The organism is Shimia sediminis (assembly GCF_003990645.1).
GTDB lineage: Bacteria > Pseudomonadota > Alphaproteobacteria > Rhodobacterales > Rhodobacteraceae > Shimia > Shimia sediminis.
Genome location: NZ_RYZK01000005.1, coordinates 69,141 through 95,655, shown reverse-complemented (window position 1 = coordinate 95,655; position 26,515 = coordinate 69,141). Strand labels below are relative to the sequence as shown.

Annotated in this window: 27 protein-coding genes; 15 read left to right on the top strand and 12 right to left on the bottom strand. The window is 58.7% G+C overall.

The genetic code is table 11. The features are described 5' to 3' along the window. The first annotated feature begins 37 nt into the window (after positions 1 to 37). From ccoN to ccoS, 8 genes are all read left to right on the top strand, one after another. Entirely contained in the window at positions 38 to 1,639 is a 1,602-nt protein-coding gene (gene ccoN, locus EK369_RS12510) for a cytochrome-c oxidase, cbb3-type subunit I (protein ID WP_127114598.1), read from the top strand. A gap of 14 nt (positions 1,640 to 1,653) precedes the next feature. Next, positions 1,654 to 2,382 (top strand): cytochrome-c oxidase, cbb3-type subunit II, encoded by a 729-nt coding sequence (ccoO, locus tag EK369_RS12505; RefSeq protein ID WP_127114597.1) that lies wholly within the window; start codon positions 1,654 to 1,656, stop codon positions 2,380 to 2,382. An 11-nt stretch (positions 2,383 to 2,393) separates the two neighbouring features. Continuing rightward, entirely contained in the window at positions 2,394 to 2,564 is a 171-nt protein-coding gene (locus EK369_RS12500; RefSeq protein ID WP_127114596.1) for a cbb3-type cytochrome c oxidase subunit 3, read from the top strand. A gap of 12 nt (positions 2,565 to 2,576) precedes the next feature. After that, on the top strand, positions 2,577 to 3,443 hold the full coding sequence (gene ccoP / locus EK369_RS12495; RefSeq protein WP_127114595.1) for a cytochrome-c oxidase, cbb3-type subunit III: 867 nt from the start codon (positions 2,577 to 2,579) through the stop codon (positions 3,441 to 3,443). Between the two features lie 632 nt (positions 3,444 to 4,075). Next, complete coding sequence (gene ccoG, locus EK369_RS12490) at positions 4,076 to 5,506, top strand: cytochrome c oxidase accessory protein CcoG (protein ID WP_127114594.1); 1,431 nt, start codon at positions 4,076 to 4,078, stop codon at positions 5,504 to 5,506. Between the two features lie 2 nt (positions 5,507 to 5,508). Further along, positions 5,509 to 5,967 carry a FixH family protein gene (locus EK369_RS12485; protein WP_206198090.1) on the top strand — a complete coding sequence of 153 codons (459 nt, stop codon included), beginning with the start codon at positions 5,509 to 5,511 and terminating at the stop codon, positions 5,965 to 5,967. A gap of 3 nt (positions 5,968 to 5,970) precedes the next feature. Next, complete coding sequence (locus tag EK369_RS12480; RefSeq protein WP_127114593.1) at positions 5,971 to 8,154, top strand: heavy metal translocating P-type ATPase; 2,184 nt, start codon at positions 5,971 to 5,973, stop codon at positions 8,152 to 8,154. A 6-nt stretch (positions 8,155 to 8,160) separates the two neighbouring features. Beyond that, the gene (ccoS, locus tag EK369_RS12475) at positions 8,161 to 8,319 is read left to right on the top strand and encodes a cbb3-type cytochrome oxidase assembly protein CcoS (protein WP_127114592.1); all 159 of its coding nucleotides are present in this window, start codon (positions 8,161 to 8,163) and stop codon (positions 8,317 to 8,319) included. Positions 8,320 to 8,393: 74 nt separating this feature from the next. On the opposite strand, the gene EK369_RS12470 is transcribed toward ccoS, so the two are convergent. The 3 genes from EK369_RS12470 to EK369_RS12460 form a co-directional block, all read right to left on the bottom strand. After that, entirely contained in the window at positions 8,394 to 9,083 is a 690-nt protein-coding gene (locus tag EK369_RS12470; protein ID WP_127114591.1) for a fumarylacetoacetate hydrolase family protein, read from the bottom strand. Between the two features lie 39 nt (positions 9,084 to 9,122). Beyond that, the gene (locus EK369_RS12465) at positions 9,123 to 10,487 is read right to left on the bottom strand and encodes a D-alanyl-D-alanine carboxypeptidase family protein (protein WP_235871417.1); all 1,365 of its coding nucleotides are present in this window, start codon (positions 10,485 to 10,487) and stop codon (positions 9,123 to 9,125) included. Between the two features lie 204 nt (positions 10,488 to 10,691). Beyond that, positions 10,692 to 11,393 (bottom strand): HAD family hydrolase, encoded by a 702-nt coding sequence (locus EK369_RS12460; RefSeq protein WP_127114590.1) that lies wholly within the window; start codon positions 11,391 to 11,393, stop codon positions 10,692 to 10,694. Positions 11,394 to 11,489: 96 nt separating this feature from the next. Here EK369_RS12460 and clpS point away from each other — a divergent pair, with 96 nt between their 5' ends. The 4 genes from clpS to hemF all read left to right on the top strand — a co-directional run bounded on the left by clpS (position 11,490) and on the right by hemF (position 14,657). Further along, entirely contained in the window at positions 11,490 to 11,828 is a 339-nt protein-coding gene (gene clpS / locus EK369_RS12455) for an ATP-dependent Clp protease adapter ClpS (protein WP_127114589.1), read from the top strand. Between the two features lie 32 nt (positions 11,829 to 11,860). Further along, the gene (locus tag EK369_RS12450; RefSeq protein WP_127114588.1) at positions 11,861 to 12,844 is read left to right on the top strand and encodes a class I SAM-dependent methyltransferase; all 984 of its coding nucleotides are present in this window, start codon (positions 11,861 to 11,863) and stop codon (positions 12,842 to 12,844) included. Positions 12,845 to 12,883: 39 nt separating this feature from the next. Further along, positions 12,884 to 13,684: an SDR family NAD(P)-dependent oxidoreductase gene (locus tag EK369_RS12445; protein ID WP_127114587.1), complete on the top strand. Its 801-nt coding sequence runs from the start codon at positions 12,884 to 12,886 to the stop codon at positions 13,682 to 13,684. A gap of 76 nt (positions 13,685 to 13,760) precedes the next feature. Next, on the top strand, positions 13,761 to 14,657 hold the full coding sequence (gene hemF / locus EK369_RS12440; RefSeq protein ID WP_127114586.1) for an oxygen-dependent coproporphyrinogen oxidase: 897 nt from the start codon (positions 13,761 to 13,763) through the stop codon (positions 14,655 to 14,657). A gap of 70 nt (positions 14,658 to 14,727) precedes the next feature. On the opposite strand, the gene EK369_RS12435 is transcribed toward hemF, so the two are convergent. The 3 genes from EK369_RS12435 to hemC form a co-directional block, all read right to left on the bottom strand. Beyond that, complete coding sequence (locus EK369_RS12435) at positions 14,728 to 15,291, bottom strand: hypothetical protein (RefSeq protein WP_127114585.1); 564 nt, start codon at positions 15,289 to 15,291, stop codon at positions 14,728 to 14,730. A 139-nt stretch (positions 15,292 to 15,430) separates the two neighbouring features. Next, on the bottom strand, positions 15,431 to 16,519 hold the full coding sequence (locus tag EK369_RS12430; RefSeq protein WP_127114584.1) for a Hint domain-containing protein: 1,089 nt from the start codon (positions 16,517 to 16,519) through the stop codon (positions 15,431 to 15,433). A gap of 124 nt (positions 16,520 to 16,643) precedes the next feature. Beyond that, on the bottom strand, positions 16,644 to 17,603 hold the full coding sequence (gene hemC / locus EK369_RS12425; RefSeq protein ID WP_127114583.1) for a hydroxymethylbilane synthase: 960 nt from the start codon (positions 17,601 to 17,603) through the stop codon (positions 16,644 to 16,646). Positions 17,604 to 17,809: 206 nt separating this feature from the next. On the opposite strand from hemC, the gene hemE reads away from it, so the two are divergent. Then, on the top strand, positions 17,810 to 18,844 hold the full coding sequence (gene hemE / locus EK369_RS12420; protein WP_127114582.1) for a uroporphyrinogen decarboxylase: 1,035 nt from the start codon (positions 17,810 to 17,812) through the stop codon (positions 18,842 to 18,844). A gap of 224 nt (positions 18,845 to 19,068) precedes the next feature. Continuing rightward, on the top strand, positions 19,069 to 20,289 hold the full coding sequence (locus tag EK369_RS12415) for a bifunctional alpha/beta hydrolase/OsmC family protein (protein WP_127114581.1): 1,221 nt from the start codon (positions 19,069 to 19,071) through the stop codon (positions 20,287 to 20,289). On the opposite strand, the gene EK369_RS12410 is transcribed toward EK369_RS12415, so the two are convergent. Genes EK369_RS12410 through EK369_RS12385 form a run of 6 tightly spaced genes read right to left on the bottom strand, consistent with a single transcriptional unit; the run spans position 20,286 to position 25,461 of the window. Then, entirely contained in the window at positions 20,286 to 21,368 is a 1,083-nt protein-coding gene (locus EK369_RS12410; protein ID WP_127114580.1) for a CaiB/BaiF CoA transferase family protein, read from the bottom strand. The two genes, EK369_RS12415 and EK369_RS12410, sit on opposite strands and share 4 nt — an antisense overlap. A gap of 10 nt (positions 21,369 to 21,378) precedes the next feature. Then, entirely contained in the window at positions 21,379 to 22,206 is an 828-nt protein-coding gene (locus EK369_RS12405) for an SDR family NAD(P)-dependent oxidoreductase (RefSeq protein ID WP_127114579.1), read from the bottom strand. Positions 22,207 to 22,210: 4 nt separating this feature from the next. After that, positions 22,211 to 23,359: an acyl-CoA dehydrogenase family protein gene (locus tag EK369_RS12400; protein ID WP_127114578.1), complete on the bottom strand. Its 1,149-nt coding sequence runs from the start codon at positions 23,357 to 23,359 to the stop codon at positions 22,211 to 22,213. A 17-nt stretch (positions 23,360 to 23,376) separates the two neighbouring features. After that, positions 23,377 to 23,793: a MaoC family dehydratase gene (locus EK369_RS12395; RefSeq protein ID WP_127114577.1), complete on the bottom strand. Its 417-nt coding sequence runs from the start codon at positions 23,791 to 23,793 to the stop codon at positions 23,377 to 23,379. Further along, positions 23,790 to 24,272: an FAS1-like dehydratase domain-containing protein gene (locus EK369_RS12390; protein WP_127114576.1), complete on the bottom strand. Its 483-nt coding sequence runs from the start codon at positions 24,270 to 24,272 to the stop codon at positions 23,790 to 23,792. The genes EK369_RS12395 and EK369_RS12390 overlap by 4 nt, the downstream gene beginning before the upstream one ends. Before the next feature lies 1 nt (position 24,273). Beyond that, the gene (locus EK369_RS12385) at positions 24,274 to 25,461 is read right to left on the bottom strand and encodes a lipid-transfer protein (RefSeq protein ID WP_127114575.1); all 1,188 of its coding nucleotides are present in this window, start codon (positions 25,459 to 25,461) and stop codon (positions 24,274 to 24,276) included. A gap of 99 nt (positions 25,462 to 25,560) precedes the next feature. Between EK369_RS12385 and EK369_RS12380 the strand changes: the two genes are divergently transcribed. Beyond that, the gene (locus EK369_RS12380; protein ID WP_164726987.1) at positions 25,561 to 26,460 is read left to right on the top strand and encodes a LysR family transcriptional regulator; all 900 of its coding nucleotides are present in this window, start codon (positions 25,561 to 25,563) and stop codon (positions 26,458 to 26,460) included. The last annotated feature ends 55 nt before the right edge of the window (positions 26,461 to 26,515 follow it).

Genomic DNA, 26,515 nt, shown 5'->3' with positions numbered 1-26,515 from the left:
CAGTCGAATCGTGCCCGGCAAGACGAAGGGACGCAAAATGTTGAATTATATCAAGCTTATCGCGCTTGCTCTGGTCACGCTTTTGGCGTTGATCGCGGCAAACTATGCGCGCGATTTGGCTTACCTTGTACACGCCCTCATTGTGACGGCTGTATCAGGAGGCCTATTTATTTGGAGCCTGAAGAGCTTTGGAACCAAAGTGACGCACTCTCAGGCAGAGTACATGGACGGTGTGGTGCGCGCCGGGGTGATCGCAACGGCATTTTGGGGCGTGATCGGGTTTTTGGCAGGCGTGTTCATCGCGTTCCAGCTGGCCTTTCCGGTGCTGAACTTTGATTGGGCGCAAGGCTTCACTAACTTTGGCCGCCTGCGACCGCTGCACACCTCAGCCGTGATTTTTGCCTTTGGTGGCAACGCGTTGATCGCGTCGTCGTTCTATGTCGTGCAGCGCACCAGCGCCGCGCGCCTTTGGGGCGGCAATCTGGCGTGGTTCGTGTTCTGGGGCTATCAGCTGTTCATCGTACTGGCCGCCACCGGCTATCTGCTGGGCGGTACGCAGTCGAAAGAATACGCTGAGCCGGAATGGCACGTCGACCTGTGGCTGACGGTTGTCTGGGTTGCCTATCTGGCAGTTTTCCTTGGCACCATCATCAAACGGAAAGAGCCGCACATCTATGTGGCCAACTGGTTCTACCTGTCGTTTATCGTGACCGTCGCCATGCTGCACCTGGTCAACAACGCGACAATCCCCGTCTCGATCTTCGGATCGAAGTCGGTGATCGTCTGGGCTGGTGTGCAGGATGCAATGACGCAGTGGTGGTATGGCCACAACGCTGTGGGCTTCTTCCTGACTGCGGGCTTCCTGGGCATGATGTACTACTTCATCCCCAAACAGGCTGAACGTCCGGTGTTCTCGTACAAGCTGTCGATCATCCACTTCTGGGCGCTGATCTTCATCTATATCTGGGCTGGCCCGCACCACCTGCACTACACCGCGCTGCCGGATTGGGCCTCGACCCTCGGCATGGTGTTCTCGATCGTGCTGTGGATGCCGTCCTGGGGTGGTATGATCAACGGTCTGATGACGCTTTCGGGCGCATGGGACAAACTGCGCACCGACCCTGTGATCCGTATGATGGTGATCTCGGTAGGTTTCTACGGCATGTCGACCTTTGAAGGTCCGATGATGTCGATCCGCGCAGTGAACTCGCTGTCGCACTACACTGACTGGACCATTGGTCACGTGCACTCCGGTGCGCTCGGCTGGAACGGCATGATCACCTTTGGTGTTCTGTACTTCCTGGTTCCGGTTCTGTGGAAGCGTGAGCGTCTGTACTCGCTGACCCTGGTCAGCTGGCACTTCTGGCTCGCCACCATCGGTATCGTGCTCTACGCCGCGTCGATGTGGGTAACCGGTATCATGGAAGGTCTGATGTGGCGCGAAGTTGACGCCAACGGCTTCCTCGTGAACTCGTTCGCTGACACTGTGGCCGCGAAGTTCCCGATGTATGTGGTGCGTGGACTGGGCGGACTGATGTTCCTGCTTGGCTCGATCATCATGTGCTACAACCTTTGGATGACTGTGAAGAAGTCGCCGGCTAAAGAGTCGAGCCTTTCTGTCGCAGTCCCGGCTGAATAAGGAGGGCCGGAGCAATGGGAATTCTCGACAAACACAAGGTTCTTGAGACCAATGCGACCCTCCTGCTGGTATTCAGCTTTTTGGTCGTGACCATCGGTGGCATCGTGCAGCTCGCACCTTTGTTCTACCTCGAAAACACCATCGAAGACGTGGAGGGCATGCGTCCTTACACGCCGCTCGAGATGGCGGGTCGCGAGGTTTACATTCGCGAGGGCTGCTATGTCTGCCACAGCCAGATGATCCGCCCGATGCGGGACGAGGTCGAACGCTATGGCCACTATTCACTGGCGGCGGAATCCAAGTATGACCACCCCTTCCAATGGGGATCCAAGCGCACCGGGCCTGACCTGGCACGTGTGGGCGGTCGCTACTCGGATGACTGGCACGTAGACCACCTGCGCAACCCGCAGTCGGTTGTGCCGGAATCGGTGATGCCGAAATATGCCTTCCTCGAGAAGAAAGTTATCGACGGAAAGTATATCGGCGAGCTTATGGCCACCAATGCCATCGTCGGCGTGCCTTATACCGAAGACATGATCGCAAATGCTCAGGCTGACTTTGCCGCACAGGCAGATCCTGACAGCGACTATGACGGTCTTCTGGAGCGCTATGGTGACAAAGTGAACGTACGCAACTTTGACGGCAAGCCCGGTGTAACCGAAATGGAAGCACTGGTCGCCTATATGCAGATGCTGGGCACGTTGGTCGACTTTTCGACCTTCAACCCGGATCAGCACCGGTAAGGGGCGGGGTTATGGAAACATATTCCTTCCTGCGTGAGTTCGCCGACAGCTGGATGTTGCTGTTCCTGTTTCTGTTCTTCATCGGCATCATTGTCTGGGTTTTCCGCCCGGGTGCCACGAAGCAGTACAAGAACACCGCTGACATCCCGTTCCGGCACGATGACAAACCCGCCGCGGATTAAGGAGGCGAGGACATGAGTAAAAAACCCGTACAAAAAGGGACGGAGATCGAAACCACCGGTCACGTCTGGGACGGCATCGAAGAGTATAACAATCCTCTTCCAAAGTGGTGGGTGTGGATCTTCTACATCACCATCATCTGGGCCATCGGCTACTCCATCGCCTATCCGGCTTGGCCGGGTCTGAACGGAGCGACCAAAGGTGTTCTGGGTTGGTCGCAGCGTGTTGACGTTGAAACCTCTATCCAGGAAGCCGCTGACAAGCTGGCCCCGATCAACGCCAAACTGGAAGCAGCCGATCTGACGGCTGTTCCGGGTGACGAAGACCTCGCCGGTTATTCGGCTTCGGCCGGGGCTGCCGTTTTCAAGACCTGGTGTGCACAGTGTCACGGGTCGGGCGCGGCTGGCGCGGTTGGTTACCCCAACTTGCTGGACAACGACTGGCTGTGGGGTGGTGACGTTGAGAACATCTATCTCACTGTCAAGCACGGTATCCGCAACACCGAGGATGACGATGCGCGCTATTCCGAGATGCCGGCCTTTGGGCAGGACTATCTGGAAGACGAGCAAATCGACGCCGTGGTCAACTATGTGATGTCGCTGTCGGGTGATCCGATGGATGCGTCTCTGGTTGCTGCTGGTTCCGAAGTCTTTGCAGACGAGTGTTCGTCCTGTCACATGGAAGACGGTACCGGGGATCGCGAGCAAGGTGCTCCAAACCTGACCGACGCCATCTGGCTTTACGGTGGCGACTACGACTCGATCCGTGAGACCGTATCCAACAGCCGCTACGGCGTGATGCCGAGCTGGGGCAGCCGCCTGAGCGAAGCACAGGTTCGCGCTGTCACGATCTACGTCCATCAGCTGGGCGGCGGCGAGTAAGCCAAAATCTAGAATTGAGGGCGGTTCGCCGCCCTCTCAGGCACCGGTGCCCGAAGGGACGCCGGTGCTTTTCTTTTTGGGGCTGATGGCATTGGTCGGGCGTTGTGTGCCAGCAAATGCAGTTGAATCGGGGGCAATCCTGAGTTTGGACGGCGCATATTTGCCCAAAATCCTCAAAGTTGTCTGTTTTTTTGATTTTGCGCCCGGATAATGACCTCTGTTTGATCTGGGTCAAAGGCTACTTGCCCGAAATCGGAAACACTCAAGTCAATCAGGCCCGTCAAGCATCCCAAAAGGACGCAGCGGGCCAAGAGGTTGCTGGCGGCGAAAGTCGTTGAGCAAAGAGTGTCGGCTTTCCGTCCTGTTCGCGCGTTTCCTGGAAAGCCGACACTTATTAAACCAGCATATCATCCGCATCTTTTATTGCAACCGGGTTTCAGCCTGCGACGATTTCTGCCGTGCTGTCCCGGCGATTTGGATGGAATCGTCTGTTTGCCAAGTGATATGCTTGGTTTTGCAGGTGATTGCCCTGAAACCTATATCAAAGATGTAGAATTTGACCCATATCAATGTCGTTGAACGGGTTGGCAGTCAAAACACAGTTAGACGCATCTATTCCATGAGTGATTCCAGTGAACGCAAGTGACCAAGAACCGGGGCTTTACGCCGCGCGGGAGCCGATTTTTCCGAAACGAGTTTCAGGTACGTTTCGAAACCTTAAATGGATCATTATGGCGATCACGTTGGGGATCTACTATCTGACCCCATGGATCCGCTGGGATCGTGGCCCCAACCTGCCGGATCAGGCGGTCTTGGTTGATATCGCCAACCGTCGATTCTTTTTCTTCATGATCGAGATTTGGCCACACGAATTCTATTTTATCGCTGGCCTTTTGATCATGGCCGGACTTGGTCTGTTCCTGTTCACGTCTGCCTTGGGGCGGGTCTGGTGTGGCTATGCCTGCCCACAGACGGTGTGGACTGACCTCTTTATCCTTGTAGAGCGATGGATCGAAGGTGATCGCAACGCGCGCCTGCGCCTGCACCGGCAGAAAAAATGGGACCTGCGCAAGTTGCGCCTAAGAACCGTTAAGATCGTTGTCTGGATCCTGATCGGTCTGGCAACCGGCGGGGCCTGGGTGTTCTATTTCACCGATGCGCCGCAACTCTTGATCGATCTCTTGACCATGAACGCCCATCCGATTGCCTATACGACAATCGCGGTTATGACGTTCACAACTGTCTTCTTTGGTGCATTCGCGCGCGAACAGATCTGCATCTACGCGTGCCCGTGGCCGCGTATCCAAGCGGCGATGATGGATGAAGAAACCCTGACCGTCGGGTATCGCAGTTGGCGCGGTGAGCCGCGCGGCAAAGGCAAGCGCACCACCGATTCCGAGCTGGGCGATTGTATCGACTGTATGGCCTGCGTGAATGTCTGCCCTGTCGGCATCGACATTCGGGACGGTCAACAGCTTGAGTGCATTACCTGCGCCCTGTGTATCGATGCCTGCGACGAGATGATGGAGAAAATCGGCAAGCCGCGTGGCTTGGTCGATTATCTGGCCGTCGGGGATGAAGCTTGGGAAACCGCCGGAAATGCACCGCGCAGCGTTTGGAAGCATCACTTCCTGCGTCCGCGAACCATTCTTTACACTGCGCTGTGGTCCTTGGTTGGTATTCTCTTAGTGGTGGCCCTGTTCATGCGGACAGACATTGACCTGACGGTCGCTCCGATACGCAACCCGGTTTATGTCACCTTGTCTGACGGCACCATTCGCAACACGTATGAAGTGCGCCTGCGCAACAAGCACGGTGATGAGCGCCCATTCCAGATCACGGTCAAAGGAGACCCCTCTCTGGTCGTAGAGCTTGAAGGCGAAGACGATAACATCGTCAACGTCCCTGCAGACCAGATGAAGCTTCAGCGTGTTTATGTCCTGGCCCCCAAAGGGACGGCTCCTGCCGAATCTGACCGAACCGATTTCCGCATTTGGGTCGAGGATGTTTCGAACGGGGATCGTGTGTATAAAGACACTGTGTTTAACGGAAAGGCGCGATGATTATGGTTCAACGTCAGTTCACCGGTCGGCATGCTGCCCTGATCTTTGTCAGCGCCTTTGCGATCATCATCGGGGTTAACCTGCTTCTGGCATTCTCGGCGATCAAGACCTTTCCGGGTCTTGAGGTCAAAAACTCTTATGTCGCGAGTCAGGAGTTCGACGATCGCCGCGCTGCGCAGACGGCGTTGGGGTGGACGGTCAAAGCCAATCACGCAGGTGGGCTTTTGGTTCTGTCGATCACCGATGAGATGGGCAAACCGGTTGAGGTTACGGCTCTTGACGCGGTTTTGGGCCGCCCGACCCACGTCAAGGATGACATGCATCCGGCCTTTCAGTTCGACGGGACGGCCTATGTGGCGCCGGTCGAATTGTCGGATGGCAACTGGAACATCCGCATGAAAGCCCTTGCTGCGGATGGTACCGAATTCATGCAACGCGTAGTTCTACACGTCAAAAGGTAAGTCATGACTGCCGCCATGCGCCCCAATGCCTCTGCCTGCCCGGCTTGCGATGCTGTCCCCGCGGCAGAAGCGCTTGCAGAGCAGGCTACCCAGAAAGATGCGCGTCTGGCATTATCATTGCCGACGATCCATTGTGCGGCTTGCATCTCGGCCGTCGAGCGCAGGCTCAGCGCTCAACCCGGAGTGAAAACAGCGCGTGTCAACCTGACCCTGAAACGGGCCACGATTGAGGCTGAGGCCGATGTCACCGCCGCAGATCTGGTCGGCGCGCTGGAGAGCATCGGCTATGAGGCGCACGAGCTTGATGCCGGTACGTTGTCCGCCACAGAGAATGACAAGGCCGGGCGTGATCTCTTGATGCGACTTGCCGTGGCGGGGTTCGCATCGATGAACGTCATGCTTTTGTCGGTTTCGGTCTGGTCCGGCGCAGAAGCAGCAACCCGCGACATGTTCCACTGGATATCGGCGGCAATTGCCCTGCCGACCATCGTGTTTTCGGGCAAGCCGTTTTATGTCCACGCCTGGTCGGCGCTCAAGAACAAACGCCTCAACATGGATGTTCCGATTGTGCTGGCTATCGTTCTGGCCGTGGTTACATCCCTCTGGGAGACCATGCTTTCGGGTGAACATGCCTATTTCGACGCAGCGTTGACGTTGGTGTTTTTCCTGCTGGCAGGTCGCTATCTGGATTACCGCACACGCGCCGTGGCACGGTCTGCGGCAGAGGAGCTGGCCGCTTTGGAGGTGCCCCGCGCCGTCAGGGTCGTGGATGGCGTCGAAGAAACCATCCAAGTCAGCGAACTTGTTCTTGGGGACCTCGTTCTTGTGCGCCCGGGCGGGCGCATGCCGGTGGATGGCGAGATCATCGAGGGGCAATCCGAATTGGATCGATCGCTCCTGACCGGGGAAACTGTGCCGGTTTTTGCCGAGCCGGGGTTGGGCGTGAGCGCCGGGGAAGTGAACCTGACGGGGCCTTTGGTCATTCGTGCCACCGCGGTGGGCGAAGAGACCAGCCTGCACCGGATGGCTGACCTTGTGGCCATCGCCGAGTCCGGTCGCTCACGGTACACGTCACTCGCCGACAGTGCCGCCAAACTTTATGCCCCGGGGGTGCACATCCTGTCCGCGCTCGCGTTTGCGGGGTGGTTTCTCTACACGTTCGATATGCGCACTGCGCTGAACATCGCTGCCGCCGTCCTGATCATCACCTGCCCATGTGCCTTGGGGCTTGCTGTGCCTGCGGTGACGACCGCTGCTTCTGGCCGTCTGTTTCGAAAAGGCATGCTGATCAAACACTCGACAGCACTGGAAAGACTGGCCCAGGTCGACACGGTGGTATTTGACAAAACCGGTACGTTGACGGCTGGGACACCCGAATTGACCAACCTTGCGGATTTCTCCCAAAGGGACCTGGAAGTCGCTCTGGCACTGTCCATGGGGTCTTCACACCCGTTGTCACAGGCCTTGAGCAAAGCCGCGCACGAGGCCGGTATTCGACCCGCCAAGCTAAGCGAGATCGAAGAAGTGCCGGGTTTCGGCACGCAGGGCAAACTGGACGGTGAACTAGTGCGATTGGGCCGCGCCGCATGGGTCGGGGCGCAAACCTTGGCCCAGACCTCGGCCTTTTTGTCCATCGGGGGGCGGAACCGTGCCTTTACCTTCACGGACACACTGCGTGATGGGGCAGAGGCCTCGGTGCGTGCGCTTTTGGATGATGGCCAAGACGTTTTGCTGATCTCGGGTGACAGTGCCGGAGCAGTGGAAGCCTTGGCCAATCGGTTGGGCATTGTCAAATGGATCGCCGAGGCTTTGCCGGAAGACAAGGCAGCCAAGGTCAGTGACTTGGCCGCAGACGGGCGTCACGTGTTGATGGTGGGCGATGGTTTGAACGATACCGCAGCCCTGGCTGCAGCCCATGTGTCGATTTCGCCGGCAACGGCATTGGATGCGGCGCGGGTGGCGTCAGATATTGTTCTGCTGGGCAGTGACCTGAGCCCTATCGCAGATGCGTTGGCTACTGCGCGCGCAGCGACCAAGCGCATTCGCGAGAACTTTCGTATTGCCACGGTTTACAACATCATTGCTGTCCCGCTGGCCGTTGCGGGTCTCGCGACGCCTCTGATTGCCGCATTGGCCATGTCGACCTCTTCGATTACTGTGTCGCTGAATGCGCTTCGTCTGAGGTAACCCGTCATGAATGTTCTGAGCTACCTGATTCCCATCTCTCTGATCCTCGGTGGAATCGGACTTTTGTTCTTCATTTTCACGGTGCGCAGCAACCAATATGACGATCCGGAAGGCGACGCGCAACGCATCCTGAGTGGCGAGTGGGACGATCACCCAAAGCCATAAAGCACCCCGATTGCGCGGGATGCCTGAGAGCCGGGGCTAGGACCGGTGTAATTGCAAAGAAATGAAGGCAGCGGTCAGGCGAGTGTGACCGTTGCAGAGTCCAGCCCGTCGATTGAAATCGTACAGGTTTCGCCTGCATGCAATTGGCCGACGCCTGCTGGGGTGCCCGTCATGATGAGATCGCCGGGTTGCAGGGTAACAAGGCCGGACAGAAAAGAGATGATGTTAGCGGTCGGCCAGATCATCTCGCTGAGGTCTCCGTCCTGACGCACATCATCGCCGACGTGGCAACGAATGGCACCGCGAGTCATGTCGCCGCACTCAGTCGCCGGTTTCAAAGGGCCAATGACAGCCGAGTTGTCAAAGCCCTTGGCCATGCACCAGGGACGGCGATCTTCCTTGGCCTGCGCCTGCAAGTCGCGGCGCGTCAGGTCATTGCCTGCGGCGTACCCCCAGATGTGGGTCGCAGTGTCTTCGGGCGCAATATCCATACCGCCTGTGCCGATCGCCACGACAAGCTCTGCCTCGTGATGCAGGTTTTCCGTCGCCACGGGGAACGGAATGGTGCGTCCCGAGGGAATGGCAGTGTCTACGGGTTTGTTAAAAAAGAATGGCTTCTTCTTTTCCGGATCCAATCCCATTTCGCGGGCGTGTTCGGCATAGTTGCGTCCGACGCAAAAGATACGGCGGACCGGAAACAGTCCGTCGCTACCGGAAACCGGCAGCAAAACGGGGGCGGGGGCGGGCAGTACAAGATTCTCCATGCCGGTATTCTTGAACCAGCGCACCGCAACGTGCAAGCGTCAGGAGGGTCCGATCGTGTAGCAGGCGATCTGGCGGGCTTGCAGACGACGACAGGCAAGATCTGCGGTTTCGCGGGACAGGCCGACGAAGTTGGCTTCGTAACCGCGCGAGTTCTTCACCACCTTGCGCAGAGAACCGTCCAGCGTCGACATTTCGGCCAGCGCCGTTTTGAGCAGCACTTTCTCGGCCGCATATCTACTGGTGTAGCGGCCCACGTTGATACCCCAATGACGCCCGCCTGACGTTGACACGCGGGTTACGACCTGCGGCGTTTCCGGCACTTTGGCTTCAGCGGTCAAATCGATGCTTGTATCGCTTTCAACCGGACCTTCGACCTGTGCCTGGATTAGGGCGTTCTGAATGTCGACTTCGATCACCTTGGCCGAAGCAACGACAACAGGCTGCGACTCTGGCTCCATCACGCGGGGTCGCAGGCGCGGTCGCAAGCTTGTTTTTACGGCTCCGCTCACACGTACTGTTTTTCCTGCTGCGCCATTCCCTGCATAGCTCGGAGGTTGCGGTTTGCTCAGGGCGACGCGGCTGGGGGCACGACGAAAGCCGAGGTCCAGAAGCTCGGCGACCTTGGCATTGCGCGAGGCTGTCGAGCGTCCGCCAAACACCGTTGCGATGATGCGTTCATTACCCCGCTCTGCCGAAGCCACGAGGTTGAAACCTGCCGCACGGGTGTATCCCGTTTTGATGCCGTCGGCCCCCCTGTAGGCCGCCAGAAGTTTGCGGTTGGTGTTGGAAACGGTCGTGATGCCCGCGTCAGTCGAGCGGCGTGAGAACAGATTATAATACTGCGGATAGTCATAAAGCAGGTGACGCCCAAGGGTGGTCATGTCCCGTGCGGTCGACAAATGCCCCGATTCGGTCAGCCCGTGGGCGTTCTTGAACGTCGTGTTGGTCATGCCAAGCGCCCGCGCCGTGCGGTTCATGCGGCGGGCAAATGCGGCTTCGGATCCCGAGATGGCTTCGCCGATGGCCGTGGCGGCGTCATTGGCGGATTTCACGGCAGCGGCACGAATGAGGTAGCGCAGCGCAATGCGCTGGCCGGACTTGAGACCAAGCTTTGATGGGGGTTCTGCGGCGGCGTTCTTGGAAATGCGCACCTTGGTATCAAGCGTGATCTCGCCATTCCGCACTGCCTCAAACGCGATGTAGAGCGTCATCATTTTGGTGAGCGATGCGGGGTGCAATCGCGTGTCCGCGTTGCGTGAATGCAAAACTTCGCCAGACCGCGCATCAACCACCATCGCTGCATAAGGTGCCGCGGCGGCGGATAGCGGTACGAGCACCAACAGCCAAATCGCTGTCAGAACATATAGCCCCAGACGGGCCGGCCTGGTTTGCCGATCCTTCACGTGGATACTGCCTTTTCTGCCTCAAGCCCGCCGGGTTGTCCCGGTCGGATCATTTGTTGCCTGCAGGCTAGCACAGGGTCGGGCGCGAATAAAGTCCAAGATTTCAGAGGCTTTGCCAGATGTGGCAGAGGCGACAACCTACATGTTGCGGACCTTGTTTGTTTGGCCCCAAGACCGGCGATTGTGGCGGGAATGTGGCGGGGATCAGCCGATCACGTTCACGAGATCAGGCAGCCCTTCGAGGCTTTCGATTTCCGCGTAACGTGAATGGGAAGCCGGTTTTTCGGCTTTTTCCAACTCCCAGACCAGCCCGTGTGGCACGTAGACACCCCAGCTGCCTGCTTCGATCGCAGGCACGACATCCGAGCGCATGGAGTTGCCAACCATCATGGCGCGGTCAGCTCCGTCACCGTGCCGCTGGAAAGTACGGTCATAAATTTCCGGCGTTTTGTGAGAAACGATCTCGACCCAGTCGAACATTTCACCAAGACCCGATTGCGCCAGCTTGCGCTCCTGATCCAAGAGATCGCCCTTGGTGATCAAAACCAGATGGTGCGTAGGGGCAAGCGACTCAATCACCTCGCGGGCGTGTGGCAACAGCTCAATCGGGTGCTCCAGCATGTCACGACCTGCCGCCATCAACTCGCCAATCACCGTCGCGGGCACCTTTTCTTCGGTCACTTCGATGGCGGTCTCGATCATAGACAAAACAAAACCTTTGATGCCAAAGCCATAGTGCCCAACATTGCGCTTTTCCGCCTCTAAAAGCCGGTCTTCCAGATGGTCCTGTGGTGCGAAATCAGCCAGCAGCTCGGCAAAGCGTTCCTGGGTGATGCGAAAGAAACGCTCGTTGTGCCACAGCGTGTCATCGGCATCAAAACCGATGGTTGTTAAGTGCTTTGCCATGAATGCGTCCCGATAATGTCGCCTCAAGCTCTTTTCTAACCCTGAAGACAGGTTATATAAACCGTCCTAGGCAATATCCGGAATCCATTGACCCCCATGATCCAGCACCCTTGGCAAATGACGGCAGACAATGACGACGACAGCGATGTTGGCGTTGCGGTGCAAACACGTGCGCGCACCAAGCGCCCGCCGTTGTATAAGGTGTTGCTGCTGAATGATGATTACACGCCCATGGAATTTGTCGTGCATATTCTTGAGCGGTTCTTTGGCCTGACACATGCGCAGGCGTTCGAGATCATGTTGACCGTGCACAAGAAAGGCGTTGCCGTTGTCGGTGTCTTCAGCCATGAGATTGCCGAAACCAAGGTGACTCAGGTGATGGATTTTGCCCGTCGTCATCAGCACCCGCTGCAATGCACAATGGAAAAGGAATGACCGCTCTTATCTGAGCCGTCATCGCATCCGATATGTCCCAATCCCGTTTATCCCTCGCCGTTGAAGGCAATGGCCTGGAGTTGCCTGTTGATGGCCGTATTGGCGTTTTTGCGGCCCGTGTTGGGCAAGATTTGTCGGCGCTGCCACGTGAGCGGGTCGAGGTGATTCAGCCGCTGTACCCCGACCATCAGGCGTTTCTGCGCGCAGGCTATCCCTGTTCCGTCAGTGAGGACGGACAGTATTCGGTGGCTTTGGTTTGCCTCCCAAGGGCCAAGGCGCAGGCCCGCGATCTGATCGCCCGTGCCGCGGCCTGTGCTGATCTTGTCGTCGTAGACGGACAAAAGACCGACGGCGCAGACAGCATGCTTAAAGCGTGCCGGAAACGCACAGAGCTGTTGGGAACGATCTCAAAGGCGCATGGCAAGCTGTTCTGGTTCAAGGGCGGAGACTTTTCCGATTGGCGCGCGCCAGATGTACAAGAAATCGAAGCCGGATTTCTAACCAGCGCTGGGGTTTTTTCGGCAGATGGAATTGATCCGGCCTCAGCCGCCCTGGCGGCTGCGTTGCCGCAAAAACTGGGTCGCAACGTGGCTGATTTGGGGGCTGGTTGGGGATACCTGTCGGCCGAGGTGCTGAAGCGGCCAGGTGTTGAAACGCTGTTTCTGGTCGAGGCAGATCGCATTGCCTTGAATTGCGCCGAACGCAATATCGAGGATACACGGGCCAAGTTTCATTGGGCCGATGTCCTCAGCTGGGAACCGCGCGCGCGCATGGATACGGTGGTGATGAACCCCCCGTTCCACTCTGGTCGCAGCGCCGAGCCCGCGCTGGGTGTGGCCTTTATCGAGGCCGCGGCGCGTATGATCGCACCCTCGGGGCAGCTCTGGATGGTGGCCAATCGACACCTTCCCTACGAGACCACGCTCAAAGCACGGTTTGGGCAAGTTGAAGAAGTGGCCGGCGACAATCGGTTCAAAATTCTACATGCCACACGGCCCGCTCGCACGCGCGGATAAGACCGCGTATCCTGCGGCAAGAATCAATGGGGAAGTTTCATGTCATTTTCGATTGCCGGTAAAACCGCCATCGTAACCGGGGCCGCCAATGGCATCGGCCTCGCTGTGGCGCGCCATTTTGCAGATCATGGGGCCAATGTCATGTTCGCGGATATGGACGAGAGCCGCCTGATTGATGAGGTCGGAGAGAATACTGACGACTCAAACGTCCGCTATTTTGCCGGCGACCTGCGCGAGCGCCTGACCATTGCGAACCTGCTTTCGGCGACCATTGACGCGTTTGAAAACGTGGACATTCTGGTCAATGGCTGCAGACAGGTGATCCATTCGGACGTGCTGGACCCCGAAGACCGCGCCGTCGAGACCATGATGAACCAGAACCTCATGACGTCTCTGCGCCTGTCGCAATATGTTGCCAAGCGCATGATCAAACAGGCTGAGGGCCAGGAAGAGGGTCAGGTCGGTTCGATCGTGAACCTCTCGTCCATCGCGTCCCGCCGCACCCATCCCGACCTGATGGCGTTTTCCATCTCAACAGCAGCGGTCGACCAAATGACGCGGTCACTGGCTGTGGCGCTGGCTCCGCACCGTATTCGTGTGAACGCCGTTGCGTTTGGGTCGGTGATGTCGGCGAGCCTGCAAGAGGTGCTGAAGGAAAACGCCGAGTATCGCCAGCAGATTGAAGCCAAAACGCCTATGGGCCGGATTGCGGCCCCTGGCGAGCTGGCCGATGCGGTGCAGTATCTGGCCTCGGAAGGGTCCGGTTTCATGACCGGGCAGGTCTTGACGTTGGATGGGGGGCGCACCCTGTTGGATCCGGTCGGTGCACCCGCGCACTGACACCTGCGATGTTAAGTCTCTGGTGTGGGGCAGGGCACCCTGCTAGGCATTTGCGGTCCGAAATAGGGAGAGCCCCATGAGCCAGGAACAGATGCAATCCGAAAAGACCCGAGCTTCGGCCTGGTTTCGCGAATTGCGTGATCAGATTGTTGCGGCCTTTGAAGGGCTTGAACACAGCCATTCAGAGGGCCCATTTTCGGACATGGCGCCCGGTCAGTTCGACATCAGCGAGACCAAGCGCGCCAGCGCGGATGGGTCCGATGCAGGCGGAGGGCTGATGTCGGTGATGCGGGGCGGGCGTGTTTTTGAAAAGGTCGGCGTCAACATCTCGACCGTCTACGGCGCATTGGGCGAGCGCGCACAGGCGGCCATGGCTGCGCGCAAAGGTATTCCCGGCATGAAAGATGATCCTCGCTTCTGGGCGTCAGGCATTTCCCTTGTGGCGCATATGCGCAACCCGCACGCCCCTGCAGTGCACATGAACACGCGTATGTTCTGGACGCCGCACGCCTGGTGGTTTGGCGGCGGCTCTGACCTGAACCCGTGTCTGGAGTACGACGAAGACACCGCACACTTCCATGCCGTGCAAAAGCTGCACTGCGATCGTCACGACACCGCCCACTACCCACGGTTCAAGGCCTGGGCTGATGAGTATTTTTTCGTTCCGCATCGCAATCGTGCCCGCGGTGTGGGCGGGATATTTCTGGACGATTACAACAGTGGAAACTGGGAACAGGACTTTGCCTTTATCCAGGACGTCGGACAGGCGTTTCTGCCCGCCTTTGTTCCATTGGTTGAAAAGCGCCGCACCGCGTCATTTACCGAGGCTGACAAGGATGCACAGCTTGTGCACCGAGGTCTCTATGCCGAGTACAACCTTGTCTATGATCGCGGAACCAAATTCGGTCTTGAGACCGGACACGACGCCAATGCAGTGCTGATGAGCCTGCCGCCTTTGGCGAAATGGGTGTAAGCAGTTTGGCCCATTGGAAATGAAGTAAGGGCGGGGGATCCCGCCCTTTTGCTGTTAATCGTACTTAGGGTCAGCCCTGTGCGATCCGAATGCTGCGGCAAAGCTGCCTGTGGGCCAGTTCAATCTCTTCATAGGCTCCCCGAACGGCCGTGATTTCGGACGGGCTGTCATATAGCTTGATCCGCATTTTTGATGGCGTACCAATACCTTCGCCTTTGTGCACATAGATGCTTTTGATGTTGCGCAGCGGGATTGTACGTTTTGAGCGAACACCATCCCGGCGATCCAGTTTGGCGATGTTGATCTCCATCTTGCGAGGGTTGAATGCAACCTCGATCCGGTGGCCGCGCATGGCGTGGGTGTAGATCGCAATGCCGATGGTCGAAAAGGCAATCGAGAGGCCCGTCTTGGCCAGATTGGCATCGCCGACAAAGCTGGAATTGGGGGTGAGCCACTGGACGAAGGCCCCTAAGACAATTGCGATCCCGATAAACCGGATAACTGCTTCATTGCGCGACGTGTGGCGAAAATATCCATCGCGTTCGCGCATCGAAAATGCGCCCGCTGCCGCGTCGCGTGCTTTGGCCATTGCAGCGGTTTGACCAACCGCTCTTTGGTTAACAGCAATGTTCATGTCCATCCCTCATGGCATTTACTCTACCTTAAGGGTTGCAGGGAAAAATGGCGCAATAAGGGCGGGAATTCCTCCATTTTGTGGGAAATTCCTGCTCAATTTAGGGCTGGATGCATGTGGAGCTGCACGAGAAGCAGGATCACTGTGCGGGTGCCGGACCACCTTCAAGCAAGCTGCGATTGTTACGCAGGGCCTTTTGCAAAAACTGCCGCAGCGATTTTCCGGGCGCGCTGCCACTTGGAGCAAAAAGACGTGCGCCGCGAGGAACATAGGCTGGTTGATGCAATTCGGGAAACAGGGTGAATATTTCATCACGCGCCTCTAGGCTGACAGTTACCAGGGTTTCTTGTCCCAGGTACATACTTTCCACAGGTGCGCTCTCGGCAAAGATAATCTCATGATGGGGCAAAAGGAAATGGAAGTACTCGATGTATTCCAGATCTTCGACGATCTCGATGCCCGAAAGATCGACGAGTTTCTTGGCTGGTACAAGAATCTCGGCGGTGCCGAAATGGCGGATTGCCAGTTTCGAACGCAACAGAATACGGTGCTGTTGCGACACCAAGAGATCCCGGGACGGAACCCCCATGCCCAGTGCGTCTTTCCTGATCCGAACCGGCGCCAATTTACCTATGGCACGCACGCGACGTCCATCGACCCAGCGAATAGGCTGAAGCCCGTTGTCCATCGTCTGAACCATATCTCCGCGCTTCAAATCAGCGACATCAACGGGCCCCTTGGGTGTGACAAGTCGGGTGCCGCGCGCGAAACACACGACCCGAGTGTTGTCGATCGAGCGTGACGCCGATGTCGTGTACAACCCGTTGAAGCTGGCATTTACGACAGAGGTCAAAGCCACGCTTTGAATGTTCATGAAGTCCAGATCGGTTTCCGAGATCGGGATGAGATACAGGTTGCCATCTGCCATCTGTGCAACGCCGACGGTGGTGTTATAGGTTGTCCCGTCACCACGGGTAATCGTGGTGCTGTAGGCCTGGATACTGTCCAGAACCAGCGCCACACCATCAATCGAAATCGTGTCACCATTGGTTGAGACATCGTTTTCAGAAATCAACCCATCGCCATTGGCATCATTCCCTACGGCATCAACCGTGGACAAAACCGCGTTGGAATAGGTTCCGATTAAATTTGCCGCGTTCTCGCTGAGATAGCTTCCCTCAGTTGGATCAACATCCGCAGCAGATCCCAAATGTAACCAGGTTGCCATGGCAACACCTCTCACTCGCACTCAAAAACAGACACCGCACACATGGTGTCTGCATTTTGACTAAAATCTTAATGTGGAGGTTTTAGGGCAGGATCACGCCCCTTGCGGGGCATGATTTTTTTGACTACGCGCGCCAGGAGAAAAAGCCTGGGCCCGCCTTGGCCAACAGGCTGGCAGCCATATCGCGGCCCAGATCGGCGCCGTCTTCGATCGGGGCAGTGCGATCTTCGCTGATGCTCTCAGATCCGTCAGGACGCAGCACTTCGCCCCGCAGGCGCAGGATGCCGCCGTCGAGTTCCGCCAGCGCAGCGATTGGCGTTTCGCAGGAGCCATCCAGTGCCGCCAGGAATGCACGTTCCGCCGCGAGCCTTTGCCCGGTTTCCTGATCGTGCAGCGCCGCCAAGAGGTTGGCAGTCCGGCCATCGTCAGAGCGTCTTTCGATCCCGATAGCCCCTTGGGCAACGGCTGGAAGCATCTCTTCCGGCTCAATCGCCGAAGAGGCAACTTCGCTCATGCCCAAACGATTCAGGCCCGCCATGGCGAGAAAGGTGCAGTCCGCCACTTTATCCCCCAGCTTTTTCAAACGGGTTTGAACGTTGCCACGGAATTCAACGACATTGAGATCAGAGCGATAGTTCAACAGCTGCGCGCGACGGCGCAAGGACGATGTGCCAACAACAGCGCCTTTGGGAAGCTCGGCAAGCGTTTTGACATCCGGCGACACAAAGGCATCGCGTGTATCCTCGCGGGGCAGATAGGTGTCGAGCAACAGGCCCTCTGGCTGCAGCGTCGGCATGTCCTTCATCGAATGCACCGCGACGTCGATGGCCCCGGACAGAAGGTCGTCTTCAATTTCTTTGGTGAACAATCCCTTGTTGCCGATTTCTTTCAGCGGGCGATCTTTGGCAATCAGTGACGCATCGTCTCCGGTGGTCTTGATCACGACAATCTCGAATGCCGCCTCGGGCAGATCGAAAGCGGCCCCCAGTCGGCGGCGGGTCTCATAGGCCTGAGCCAAGGCCAGCGGCGAGCCGCGCGTGCCAATACGCAGGGGTGAATCGGGGGAGGGCAGGGTAACTGTCATATCTCCGGGTCTAATCCTGACTTCTTGGCCTGACAAGCGCAGAAGGGTTGACATCCGGCCACCGGCACGTGACTGACACGGGCAAGTGGCCTGTTCCCGTACTGGCAGGGGCCGCGTTTCGTTCGGGTGACAAGGCCCGATTTGACACGCGCTTTCCTTGACCCATGTCAACGCTGAGGGAATTGGCCGAAGCTAAGAGGTGGAGCATGACTGAACCTAAGAAAATGATGCGGGCCCTGGCGGGTGAAACGCTGGACACGCCCCCGATCTGGATGATGCGCCAGGCTGGGCGTTATCTGCCCGAGTACCGTGCCACCCGCGCTCAAGCCGGGGACTTTCTGTCGCTCTGCTACAACAGCGAATTGGCAGCCGAAGTGACCCTGCAACCGATCCGTCGCTACGGGTTTGACGCCTCGATCCTCTTTGCTGACATTCTCTTGCTGCCCCAGGCTCTGGGCGCTGATCTGTGGTTTGTGACCGGAGAAGGCCCGCGCCTGTCAACCATCCAAACACAGGCCGACTTTGATAAGCTCAAGGGCAAGGATGACATCCACGAGACCCTGAACCCTGTCTATGAAACGGTGCGCATCCTGTCGCGTGAGTTGCCCAAGGAAACCACGTTGATTGGCTTTGCCGGCGCACCCTGGACTGTCGCGACCTATATGATTGCGGGTCGTGGCACGCCGGATCAGGGACCCGCGCATGCATTGAAAGACGAAAACCCCGCGCTGTTCGGTCAGGTAATTGATCTGCTGACTGAGGGCACCATCGACTATCTGTCAAAACAGATTGAGGCCGGTGCGGAAACCGTCAAGATTTTCGACAGCTGGGCTGGATCGTTGAATGGCGCGGACTTTGACCGTTATGCCCTTGAACCCGCAAAGAAAATCATTTCTGCGTTGAAAGCGCGTCACCCGGATGTGCCGATTATCGCGTTCCCGCGCGGGGCGGGCGAACGCTACGAAGGCTTTGCCAAGGCTTCAGGCGCGGATTGTGTGGCGCTGGATGACGGTGTGACACCGGAATGGGCGGCGGCACATGTGCAAAAGGACGGCTGCGTACAGGGAAATCTCAAGTCCTCTCATATGGTTACGGGCGGCCAGGCGCTGGTAGACGAAACCCGCCATATTGTCGAAGCGCTGGGCAAAGGCCCGCATATCTTCAACCTCGGTCACGGGATTACACCGGACGCCGACCCGGAAAACGTGCAGCTGATGATCGACACGGTGCGCGGTAAGTAACCGGCTCCAGAGCACAGTTCGAAACCGAAAAACGGGACCCGAGAGGTCCCGTTTTTTGTGGTCTGTATCACGTCGGTATCGTGTCGGTATCACGTCGGTGTTGTCGCACTGCATTTTTGCAATAAGCCTCGCGTTGTGTCACCTCCGCGTGATCTGAGTGTCATGGGGCTTGGCTTTTGCATCCACGCCTCCCACCCTCGGGACATTCCACTGGAGTGTCCTCTATGCCCACTGAACGCATCACCTTTCCGGGTCACAACGCCAATCAATTGGCGGCGCGGCTGGATCTGCCCAATGGTCCGGTTCTGGCCACGGCGCTGTTTGCCCATTGCTTTACCTGCTCCAAGGACATCCCAGCCGCCCGGCGCATTGCGGCGCGACTGTCGAGCATGGGGATTGCCGTGTTGCGGTTTGACTTTACCGGGCTGGGCCATTCCGAGGGCGAGTTCGCCAACACCTCTTTTTCCACAAACGTTCAGGATCTGATCGCCGCCACCAGCTATCTGGCCGACCGTGGCATGGCGCCGTCGATCCTGATCGGCCATTCCTTGGGCGGGGCTGCCGTGCTCAAGACGGCGGGACAGGTTGCCGGGATCAAGGCGGTTGTCACCCTTGGGGCACCGTTTGATCCGGAGCATGTGACCCACAACTTTGCCGAGGCACTTGAGGACATCCGCCGCGATGGCCGGGCCGAGGTCAATCTGGGCGGCCGCCCGTTTACGATTTCGCAAGAGTTTGTCGAGGATGTCTCGCGCGCGGCCCTGACCGAGGCGATTGCCGGACTGAACGCCGCCTTGCTGGTGATGCATGCACCGCTGGACAATATCGTCGGGGTGGAAAATGCCAGCCAGATTTTCCTTGCGGCGAAACACCCCAAGAGCTTTGTCACGCTGGACAGCGCCGATCACCTGATCTCGCGCGGCGAAGATGCAGAATACGCGGCAGATGTCATGGCCGCATGGTTGTCGCGCTACGTGGACTTGTCGCCGCCCGCACCGCCACCGGGAGCACCCGAAGGTGTGCTGCGGGTGCGCGAGGCTGACCCCAAGGGGTTCTTGCAGGATGTGCAATCCGGGCCGGATCATCACATTTACGCGGACGAGCCTGTGGCCTATGGCGGCACCAACAAGGGGCTCACGCCCTATGGGTTGGTGTCAGCGGGGCTGGGGGCCTGTACCTCGATGACCATTCGCATGTACGCGCGCCGTAAAGGTTGGCCGCTGACCGGCGTTTCAGTCGATATCAGCCACAACAAGGTGCATGCGCAGGACAGCGAAACGGCAACGCGGGATCGTATCGACAGGTTTCATCGCAGCATCCGCCTGGAAGGGCCGCTGGACGAGTCCCAGCGCGCGAAGCTCTTGGAAATTGCGGACAAATGCCCCGTGCATCGCACGCTTGAGAACGCGTCCGAAGTCGTGACGACACTGGAGGATGCCGATTAACCTGCGTCCAGTTCGGCAAGAATTTCTGCTGTGTGTTCTCCGCGTTTGCAGGGCCTGCCAGGTGTGGCCGCGTGCCCGTCAAACCGGGGTGCCGGTGCGGGTTGCAGAACGCCATCCGGGGACTGCCACACGCCACGCGTCTGCATGTGCGGTGCGTGGCTGGCCTCGACCGGCGACAGGACCGGCGCAACGCAGGCATCCGAGCCATCGAACAGGTCTGCCCAATGGGCGCGGGGCTCGGCAAGAAAGATATCCTCGAGCCGGGCGGTCAGTTTGGGCCAGAGCGAGGCGTCGTGTTGTTTCAGGAACTCGGGATCGTCGCTGAGGCCAAGTTTCTCGATGAAGATGGCGTAGAATTGCGGCTCGAGACATTGCACGGACATATAGCCCCCATCGGCGCAGACGTAAGAGCGGCTCCAGTGAGGTCCGTCCAGCAAGCTGCGCCCGCGCTCCATCGACAACATGCCGGTCTGGCGGATCGCCATGAGCAGGGTCATCATATGCGCCGAGCCATCAACGATGGCAGCATCAACGACCGTGCCCTTGCCGGTGGCCCTGGCGTTCAGGATACCTGAAAGCAGGCCAACCACGAGGTACAGCGCGCCGCCACCAATGTCGCCGACCAATGTGGCGGGCGTGATCGGCGGGGTTCCGGGTTCCGAGGCATAGTGCAGTGCCCCGGAGGTGGCGATATAGTTGAGGTCGTGGCCCGCCGTTTCCGCACGGGGGCCGGTCTGGCCCCAGCCGGTCATGCGGCCATAGACGAGGGCCGGGTTCGCGGCGTGACACTCATTAGGCCCCAGACCCAGCCGCTCCATCACGCCGGGGCGGAAGCCTTCGATCAGCGCGTCGGCACTGGCAATCAGTTTTCGGGCTGTGGCAATGTCTTCGGGGTCCTTGAGGTCCAGCGCAATGCTCCGCTTGCCCCGGTCCAGCACGGAGCCATCGGCGGTGACCTGTCCGCCCTTGCCCTTGCGGTGGATAGTGATGACATCCGCGCCGAGATCCGCGAGCAACATGGCCGCAAAGGGTCCCGGGCCAAGGCCTTCGATTTCGATGACGCGAATGCCGTTCAGCATGGGGGTCTCCTTAGCCGAGGGTGAAGCCGCCGCCAACGGTCAGCACCTGACCGGAGACATAGTTCGATTCCGGGATGCAGAACATGTAGACCCCGCCTGCGGCCTCTTCCGGGGTGCCGCCGCGGCCCATGGGCACCATCGAGGCAAATCCACCTGCAACCTTGGTTGGAATGCCGATGCCGACCTCATTGCCATCCACGGTGATGGTTTTCTTTTCATCCGTGGCCTCGGTCAGGCGGGTTTCGATATAGCCGAATGCCACGCAGTTGACGCAGACCTTGGAGCGGCCCCATTCCTTGGCCATGGTTTTGGTAAGGCCGACAACAGCCGCCTTGGCAGAGGAATAATTGGCCTGGCCGACGTTACCGCCAAGGCCCGCGACAGAAGAGATGTTCACAACCTTGCGGAACACTTCGCGGCCCTCTTCGGCTTCTTGCTTGGCGGCACCTTTGATAAAGCCCGACGCTGCGCGCAGGATCTGGAAGGGGGCTTTGACGTGCACGTCCATCATGGCGTCGAACATGTCGTCCGTCATGTGACCGATCATCGAATCCCACGTGTAGCCCGCGTTGTTGACGATGATGTCGACGCCGCCAAAGGTCTCAATCCCGGTGCCGATGAAGCGTTCGGCAAAGCCTTTTTCGGTCACGCTGCCCGGCACGGCGACGGCATTGCCGCCTGCGGCCTTGATCTCGTTCACCACGTCCACAGCTGGATCGACCTCGAGGTCATTGACCACAACCGAGGCACCCTCAGCGGCGAGCTTCAGCGCGACCGCGCGGCCGATGCCGTTGCCTGCGCCGGTGACATAGGCGGTTTTTCCGGTGAGTTTGCTCATGGGGTCAGTCCTTGTCCAAAGAGCGGGCGATCAGTTCTTTCATGATCTCGTTGGTCCCGCCGTAAATCTTTTGCACCCGCGCATCGGTATAGAGTTCCGAGATCAGGTATTCGTTCATGTAGCCATAGCCGCCGTGCAGTTGCAGGCATTCATCAATGATGTCGCATTGTGCCTGCGTGCCCCACCATTTTGCCATCGCTGCCTTTTCCGGGGTCAGGAGACCCTGGTCGAGTTCGGCAAGGCATTGGTCAAGAAACGCCGCCAACAGTTCGATCTTGGTGGCGGCCTCGGCCAGTTTGAAGCGGCTGTTCTGAAAGTCCATGATGCGCTGGCCAAAGGCTTTGCGTTCACGCACATAGTCCAGCGTTGTGTCCAGCGCACATTGCGCGGCACCAAGGGCCGAATAGCCAAGGATCAGGCGTTCCCAGGGCAACTGCTTCATCAATTGGTAGAAACCCTGGCCCTCTTCGTCGCCCAAGAGGTTGGTTTGCGGCACGCGCACGTCCTGAAAACTCAACTCGGCCGTGTCGTTGCGCTTCATGCCCATCTTGTCGAGCTTGCGACCCACCGAAAAGCCGTCGAGGCCTTCGGTTTCGATCATGATCAGGGACACGCCTTTGCTGCGCGAGGTGGGGTCGGTCTTGGCCACCAGAACGATCAGATCAGCGCTGCCGCCATTGGTGATAAAGGTCTTGGAGCCGTTGATGAGGTATTCGTTACCGTCCTTGATGGCGGTGGTCTTCACCGCCTGCAGGTCCGAGCCGGTGCCCGGTTCGGTCATGGCAATGGCGGCGACCATTTCACCGCTGGCGAGTTTCGGCAGCCACTTTTGCTTTTGCTGCTCGGTGCCAAATCCGGTGACATAGTGGGTGGCGATGTTGTGCACCGAAAAACCCCAACCGGAATCGCCAATCTTGGCCTGTTCCAGAAAGGTGACCGCGTCGAAATGGCGGCTAAGGCCCAGTCCGCCGTATTCCTCGGGGACGGTGGCACCGAGAATGCCGATTTCGGCGGATTTCTCCCAGAAAGATTTTGGCACGTGGCCGTCGTCCTTCCATTGATCGCGGTGGGGTTGGAATTCGTCTTCGAAAAACCGGCGCACCGAGTCGCCGAAAGCGTGGTGCTCTTCCTGCATCCAGAGATGGGTTGGCATATGTGTCTTCCTTTGGGTCAGGCAGCAGAAACCAGCGCTTCGCCGCGCAGGGTCTGTGTGCCGTCGTCGATGGTGGCGGTGAGGGCGACGCGCAGCATCGGTGCGCCGTCCTGTTCAAAGCGTTCGGCGATGCGGCCTTCGCATGTCACGGTGGCGCCGACGGGGGTGATCGCCGTGAAGCGGCTGGAAAGGCCGCGCAGGCGGTCGATTCCCGCCCAGTCGGTCGCGACCCGGCCCAGTTGCGCCATGGACAACATGCCGTGGGCAAACACATCCTGAAGTCCTGCGCGCTTGGCAAAGTCGAGGTCGATGTGGATCGGATTATGATCCCCCGAAGCCCCGGCATAAAGCGCCAGCGTAGTTCGGGTGATGGGGCCAAAGGTGACGGTGGGCAGGCGGTCGCCTTCTTCAGCGGTTTGCGGTGTTACGCTCATGACTGCGCCTCCTTCGGCAGGCGGTGGATCAGGTCACGGCTGGCAATCGCCAGCGTGCCGCGCTGGGCGTGGCGGACCTCCATTTCGAGGTGTGCAATTTCCAGCGCACCGCCCTTGGCATCGGAAAAGCCTTTGACGCGGCTGATGATTTCCACGGTGTCACCGGCATAGATCGGGCCGTGGTAGGCGTAGTTCTCAGTCCCGTGCAAAAGATAGCGCATGTCAGCCGCGATCAGGCCAAGCAGATCCTTTTGCCCTTTGCGCGCACTTTCCTTGGAGGCCGCCATGTCCAGCACCACCGGATAGGTGGCGGGGGCCATCACGTCCGGGTGTCCGGCCGCACGCGCGGCGTCGACGTCGAAATGGATCGGGTTGGTTTCGCCAATGGTTTCCGCAAAGAACGCAAGCGCACCTCGTTCCACGGTGACCTCGACAGGTGCAGCTACATAGCCTGCGCTGGAGCGATCAAACAATCCCATCTCAGGCCGCCTGATACAGGGTGACGACGCAGGCGCCGCCAAGGCCAAGGTTATGCTGCAGCGCTGTTTTTGCGCCGTCGACCTGACGCCGCTCGGCGGTGCCGCGCAGTTGGTGGGTCAGCTCGTAACATTGCGCAAGGCCGGTTGCGCCAAGCGGGTGGCCCTTGCTAAGCAATCCGCCCGAGGGGTTGGTCACGAACTTGCCGCCATAGGTGTTGTCGCCGTCTGCGATGAACTTTTGCGCGCCACCCTCGGGGCAGAGGCCAAGGCCTTCGTAGGTGATGAGTTCGTTATGGGCAAAGCAGTCGTGCAACTCAACGACGTCGACGTCCGCAATGTCGATGCCGGACTGTTCCTGCACCTGTCTGGCCGCAGCGGCGGTCATGTCATAGCCGACGACCTGCATCATGTCGTGTGCCTCAAAGGTCGAGGCGAAGTCGGTGGTCATCGCCTGCGCCTTGATCGTCACGGTGGTCGGGATGTTGTGCTTTTGTGCGAAAGCCTCGGAACACAGGATCGCCGCGGCGCCGCCACAGGTCGGCGGGCAGGCCATCAGGCGGGTCATCACACCCTCCCACATCATGGGGGCTTCCATCACCTGTTCCTCGCTGACTTCGGTGTTGAACAGCGCCAGAGGGTTGTTCACCGCGTGGCGCGAAGCCTTGGCACGGATCTTGGCAAAGTCATTCAACTCGGTGCCGTGCTTTTCCATGTGGCTTTTGCCCGCACCGCCAAAATAGCGCAGCGCCAGCGGCACTTGGGAATTGCCGACAAGCGCGTCCGTTTCCGCGTCAAAATCGTCAAAAGGGGTAGGGCGGTCGGTCCAGTGGCTGCCCAGAGCCCCCGGTTGCATCTGCTCAAAGCCCACAGCCAGCACACAGTCGGCAACACCGTGTTCAATGGCCTGACGCGCCAGGAACAGCGCTGTCGACCCGGTCGAACAGTTGTTGTTCACATTGACCACCGGGATGCCGGTCATGCCAACGTGATAGAGCGCCTTTTGCCCGCAGGTGCTGTCGCCATAGACGTACCCGGCATAGGCCTGTTCCACGTCATCATAGCTAAGCCCCGCATCGGCCAAGGCCCCTCGGATCGCGGCAGCGCCCATTTCGTCATAACTGTCCGACGCGCCGGGTTTGGCGAATTTGATCATGCCGACACCGGCAACAACAGCAGTTCCCCTGGTCATGGAAGCTCTCCCGAATCCTGTGATTTCCACGAGTATGGGGTTGACGTGTGGCATAATTCAAATTCAAAAACGTCTATAGATATTCATTTGGGGAATGCCTTGAATCTGAGCAAACTCAAATATGTGGTCGCGGTAGACCGGGTGGGGTCGATTTCAGCTGCGGCCAAGGTCATGCATGTGACCCAATCGGCGGTGACCAAGGCTGTCGCGGATGTCGAGGCCGACCTGGGGTTCGCCCTGTTCGACCGGCGTGCGCGTGGGGTTGTGGCGACGGTCGCCGGGCGGGGATTTGTCGATCGCGCTGCGCGCATCCTGTCGGACATGGATCAGTTGGTCGAGGATGCCAGGATGGGGCGCGACAGCCGGGATCGTGTCCTGCGGATCGGCATTTCGCCTCCAAGCCTTGAGGGGTTGATGAACCGCGCCATTCGCGATCTGGTCCTCAGCCACGCAGAGGTGCGTGTGCAGTTGCGCGGTGCCCCGTTCGAGGCCGGAATGCAGCTGTTGCGTCAGGGTGATCTTGATACGCTGATCACGCCGGCAGGGCCGGGCACGTCGCAGTCCGGATTTGTCAGCGAAGCCTTGCCGCCGCTGCATGCCCACCTGTTCGCACGCAAAGGACATCCGCTGTCTGGGCGCAAGCTGACGGCGGCTGATGTGGCGGCTTACCCGATCATCACGCCGGATCTCTCGGGTCCGCATGTGACGCCCATTCGCCAGATCCTGACATTTCTGGATAGCGACCCGAACCGTGGTTTGCACGTGATCGAGAATTTCCCCATGGCCTCGGGCATCATCGAACGGTCGGACGCGGTGGGAACCGTGACCGAGGCCTATGTCAAAAGCCAGGCGTTTCGCAGCCGGTTCGAGGTTCTGGGCTTTGATATGGGGGCGCCTCTGCCCATGGCGATGGTCTATCGCAGCGAAGCACAGCCGTCGCGCGCCATGGGTTGGTTGCGGGCGGCTCTAACGCGTCATCCACCCACTGGTCCGAGTTAAGTGCTGAGGGATCGGGGCGAAATCTTGGGGCGGGTCAAAAATTCGTTGATTCCAT

Coding starts and splice junctions, on each gene's coding strand:
- ccoN (WP_127114598.1), top strand. CDS start 38: ATGTTGAATTATATCAAGCTTATCGCGCTTGCTCTGGTCACGCTTTTG.
- ccoO (WP_127114597.1), top strand. CDS start 1,654: ATGGGAATTCTCGACAAACACAAGGTTCTTGAGACCAATGCGACCCTC.
- EK369_RS12500 (WP_127114596.1), top strand. CDS start 2,394: ATGGAAACATATTCCTTCCTGCGTGAGTTCGCCGACAGCTGGATGTTG.
- ccoP (WP_127114595.1), top strand. CDS start 2,577: ATGAGTAAAAAACCCGTACAAAAAGGGACGGAGATCGAAACCACCGGT.
- EK369_RS12485 (WP_206198090.1), top strand. CDS start 5,509: ATGGTTCAACGTCAGTTCACCGGTCGGCATGCTGCCCTGATCTTTGTC.
- EK369_RS12480 (WP_127114593.1), top strand. CDS start 5,971: ATGACTGCCGCCATGCGCCCCAATGCCTCTGCCTGCCCGGCTTGCGAT.
- ccoS (WP_127114592.1), top strand. CDS start 8,161: ATGAATGTTCTGAGCTACCTGATTCCCATCTCTCTGATCCTCGGTGGA.
- EK369_RS12470 (WP_127114591.1), bottom strand. CDS start 9,083: ATGGAGAATCTTGTACTGCCCGCCCCCGCCCCCGTTTTGCTGCCGGTT.
- EK369_RS12460 (WP_127114590.1), bottom strand. CDS start 11,393: ATGGCAAAGCACTTAACAACCATCGGTTTTGATGCCGATGACACGCTG.
- clpS (WP_127114589.1), top strand. CDS start 11,490: ATGATCCAGCACCCTTGGCAAATGACGGCAGACAATGACGACGACAGC.
- EK369_RS12450 (WP_127114588.1), top strand. CDS start 11,861: ATGTCCCAATCCCGTTTATCCCTCGCCGTTGAAGGCAATGGCCTGGAG.
- EK369_RS12445 (WP_127114587.1), top strand. CDS start 12,884: ATGTCATTTTCGATTGCCGGTAAAACCGCCATCGTAACCGGGGCCGCC.
- hemF (WP_127114586.1), top strand. CDS start 13,761: ATGAGCCAGGAACAGATGCAATCCGAAAAGACCCGAGCTTCGGCCTGG.
- EK369_RS12435 (WP_127114585.1), bottom strand. CDS start 15,291: ATGAACATTGCTGTTAACCAAAGAGCGGTTGGTCAAACCGCTGCAATG.
- EK369_RS12430 (WP_127114584.1), bottom strand. CDS start 16,519: ATGGCAACCTGGTTACATTTGGGATCTGCTGCGGATGTTGATCCAACT.
- hemC (WP_127114583.1), bottom strand. CDS start 17,603: ATGACAGTTACCCTGCCCTCCCCCGATTCACCCCTGCGTATTGGCACG.
- hemE (WP_127114582.1), top strand. CDS start 17,810: ATGACTGAACCTAAGAAAATGATGCGGGCCCTGGCGGGTGAAACGCTG.
- EK369_RS12415 (WP_127114581.1), top strand. CDS start 19,069: ATGCCCACTGAACGCATCACCTTTCCGGGTCACAACGCCAATCAATTG.
- EK369_RS12410 (WP_127114580.1), bottom strand. CDS start 21,368: ATGCTGAACGGCATTCGCGTCATCGAAATCGAAGGCCTTGGCCCGGGA.
- EK369_RS12405 (WP_127114579.1), bottom strand. CDS start 22,206: ATGAGCAAACTCACCGGAAAAACCGCCTATGTCACCGGCGCAGGCAAC.
- EK369_RS12400 (WP_127114578.1), bottom strand. CDS start 23,359: ATGCCAACCCATCTCTGGATGCAGGAAGAGCACCACGCTTTCGGCGAC.
- EK369_RS12395 (WP_127114577.1), bottom strand. CDS start 23,793: ATGAGCGTAACACCGCAAACCGCTGAAGAAGGCGACCGCCTGCCCACC.
- EK369_RS12390 (WP_127114576.1), bottom strand. CDS start 24,272: ATGGGATTGTTTGATCGCTCCAGCGCAGGCTATGTAGCTGCACCTGTC.
- EK369_RS12385 (WP_127114575.1), bottom strand. CDS start 25,461: ATGACCAGGGGAACTGCTGTTGTTGCCGGTGTCGGCATGATCAAATTC.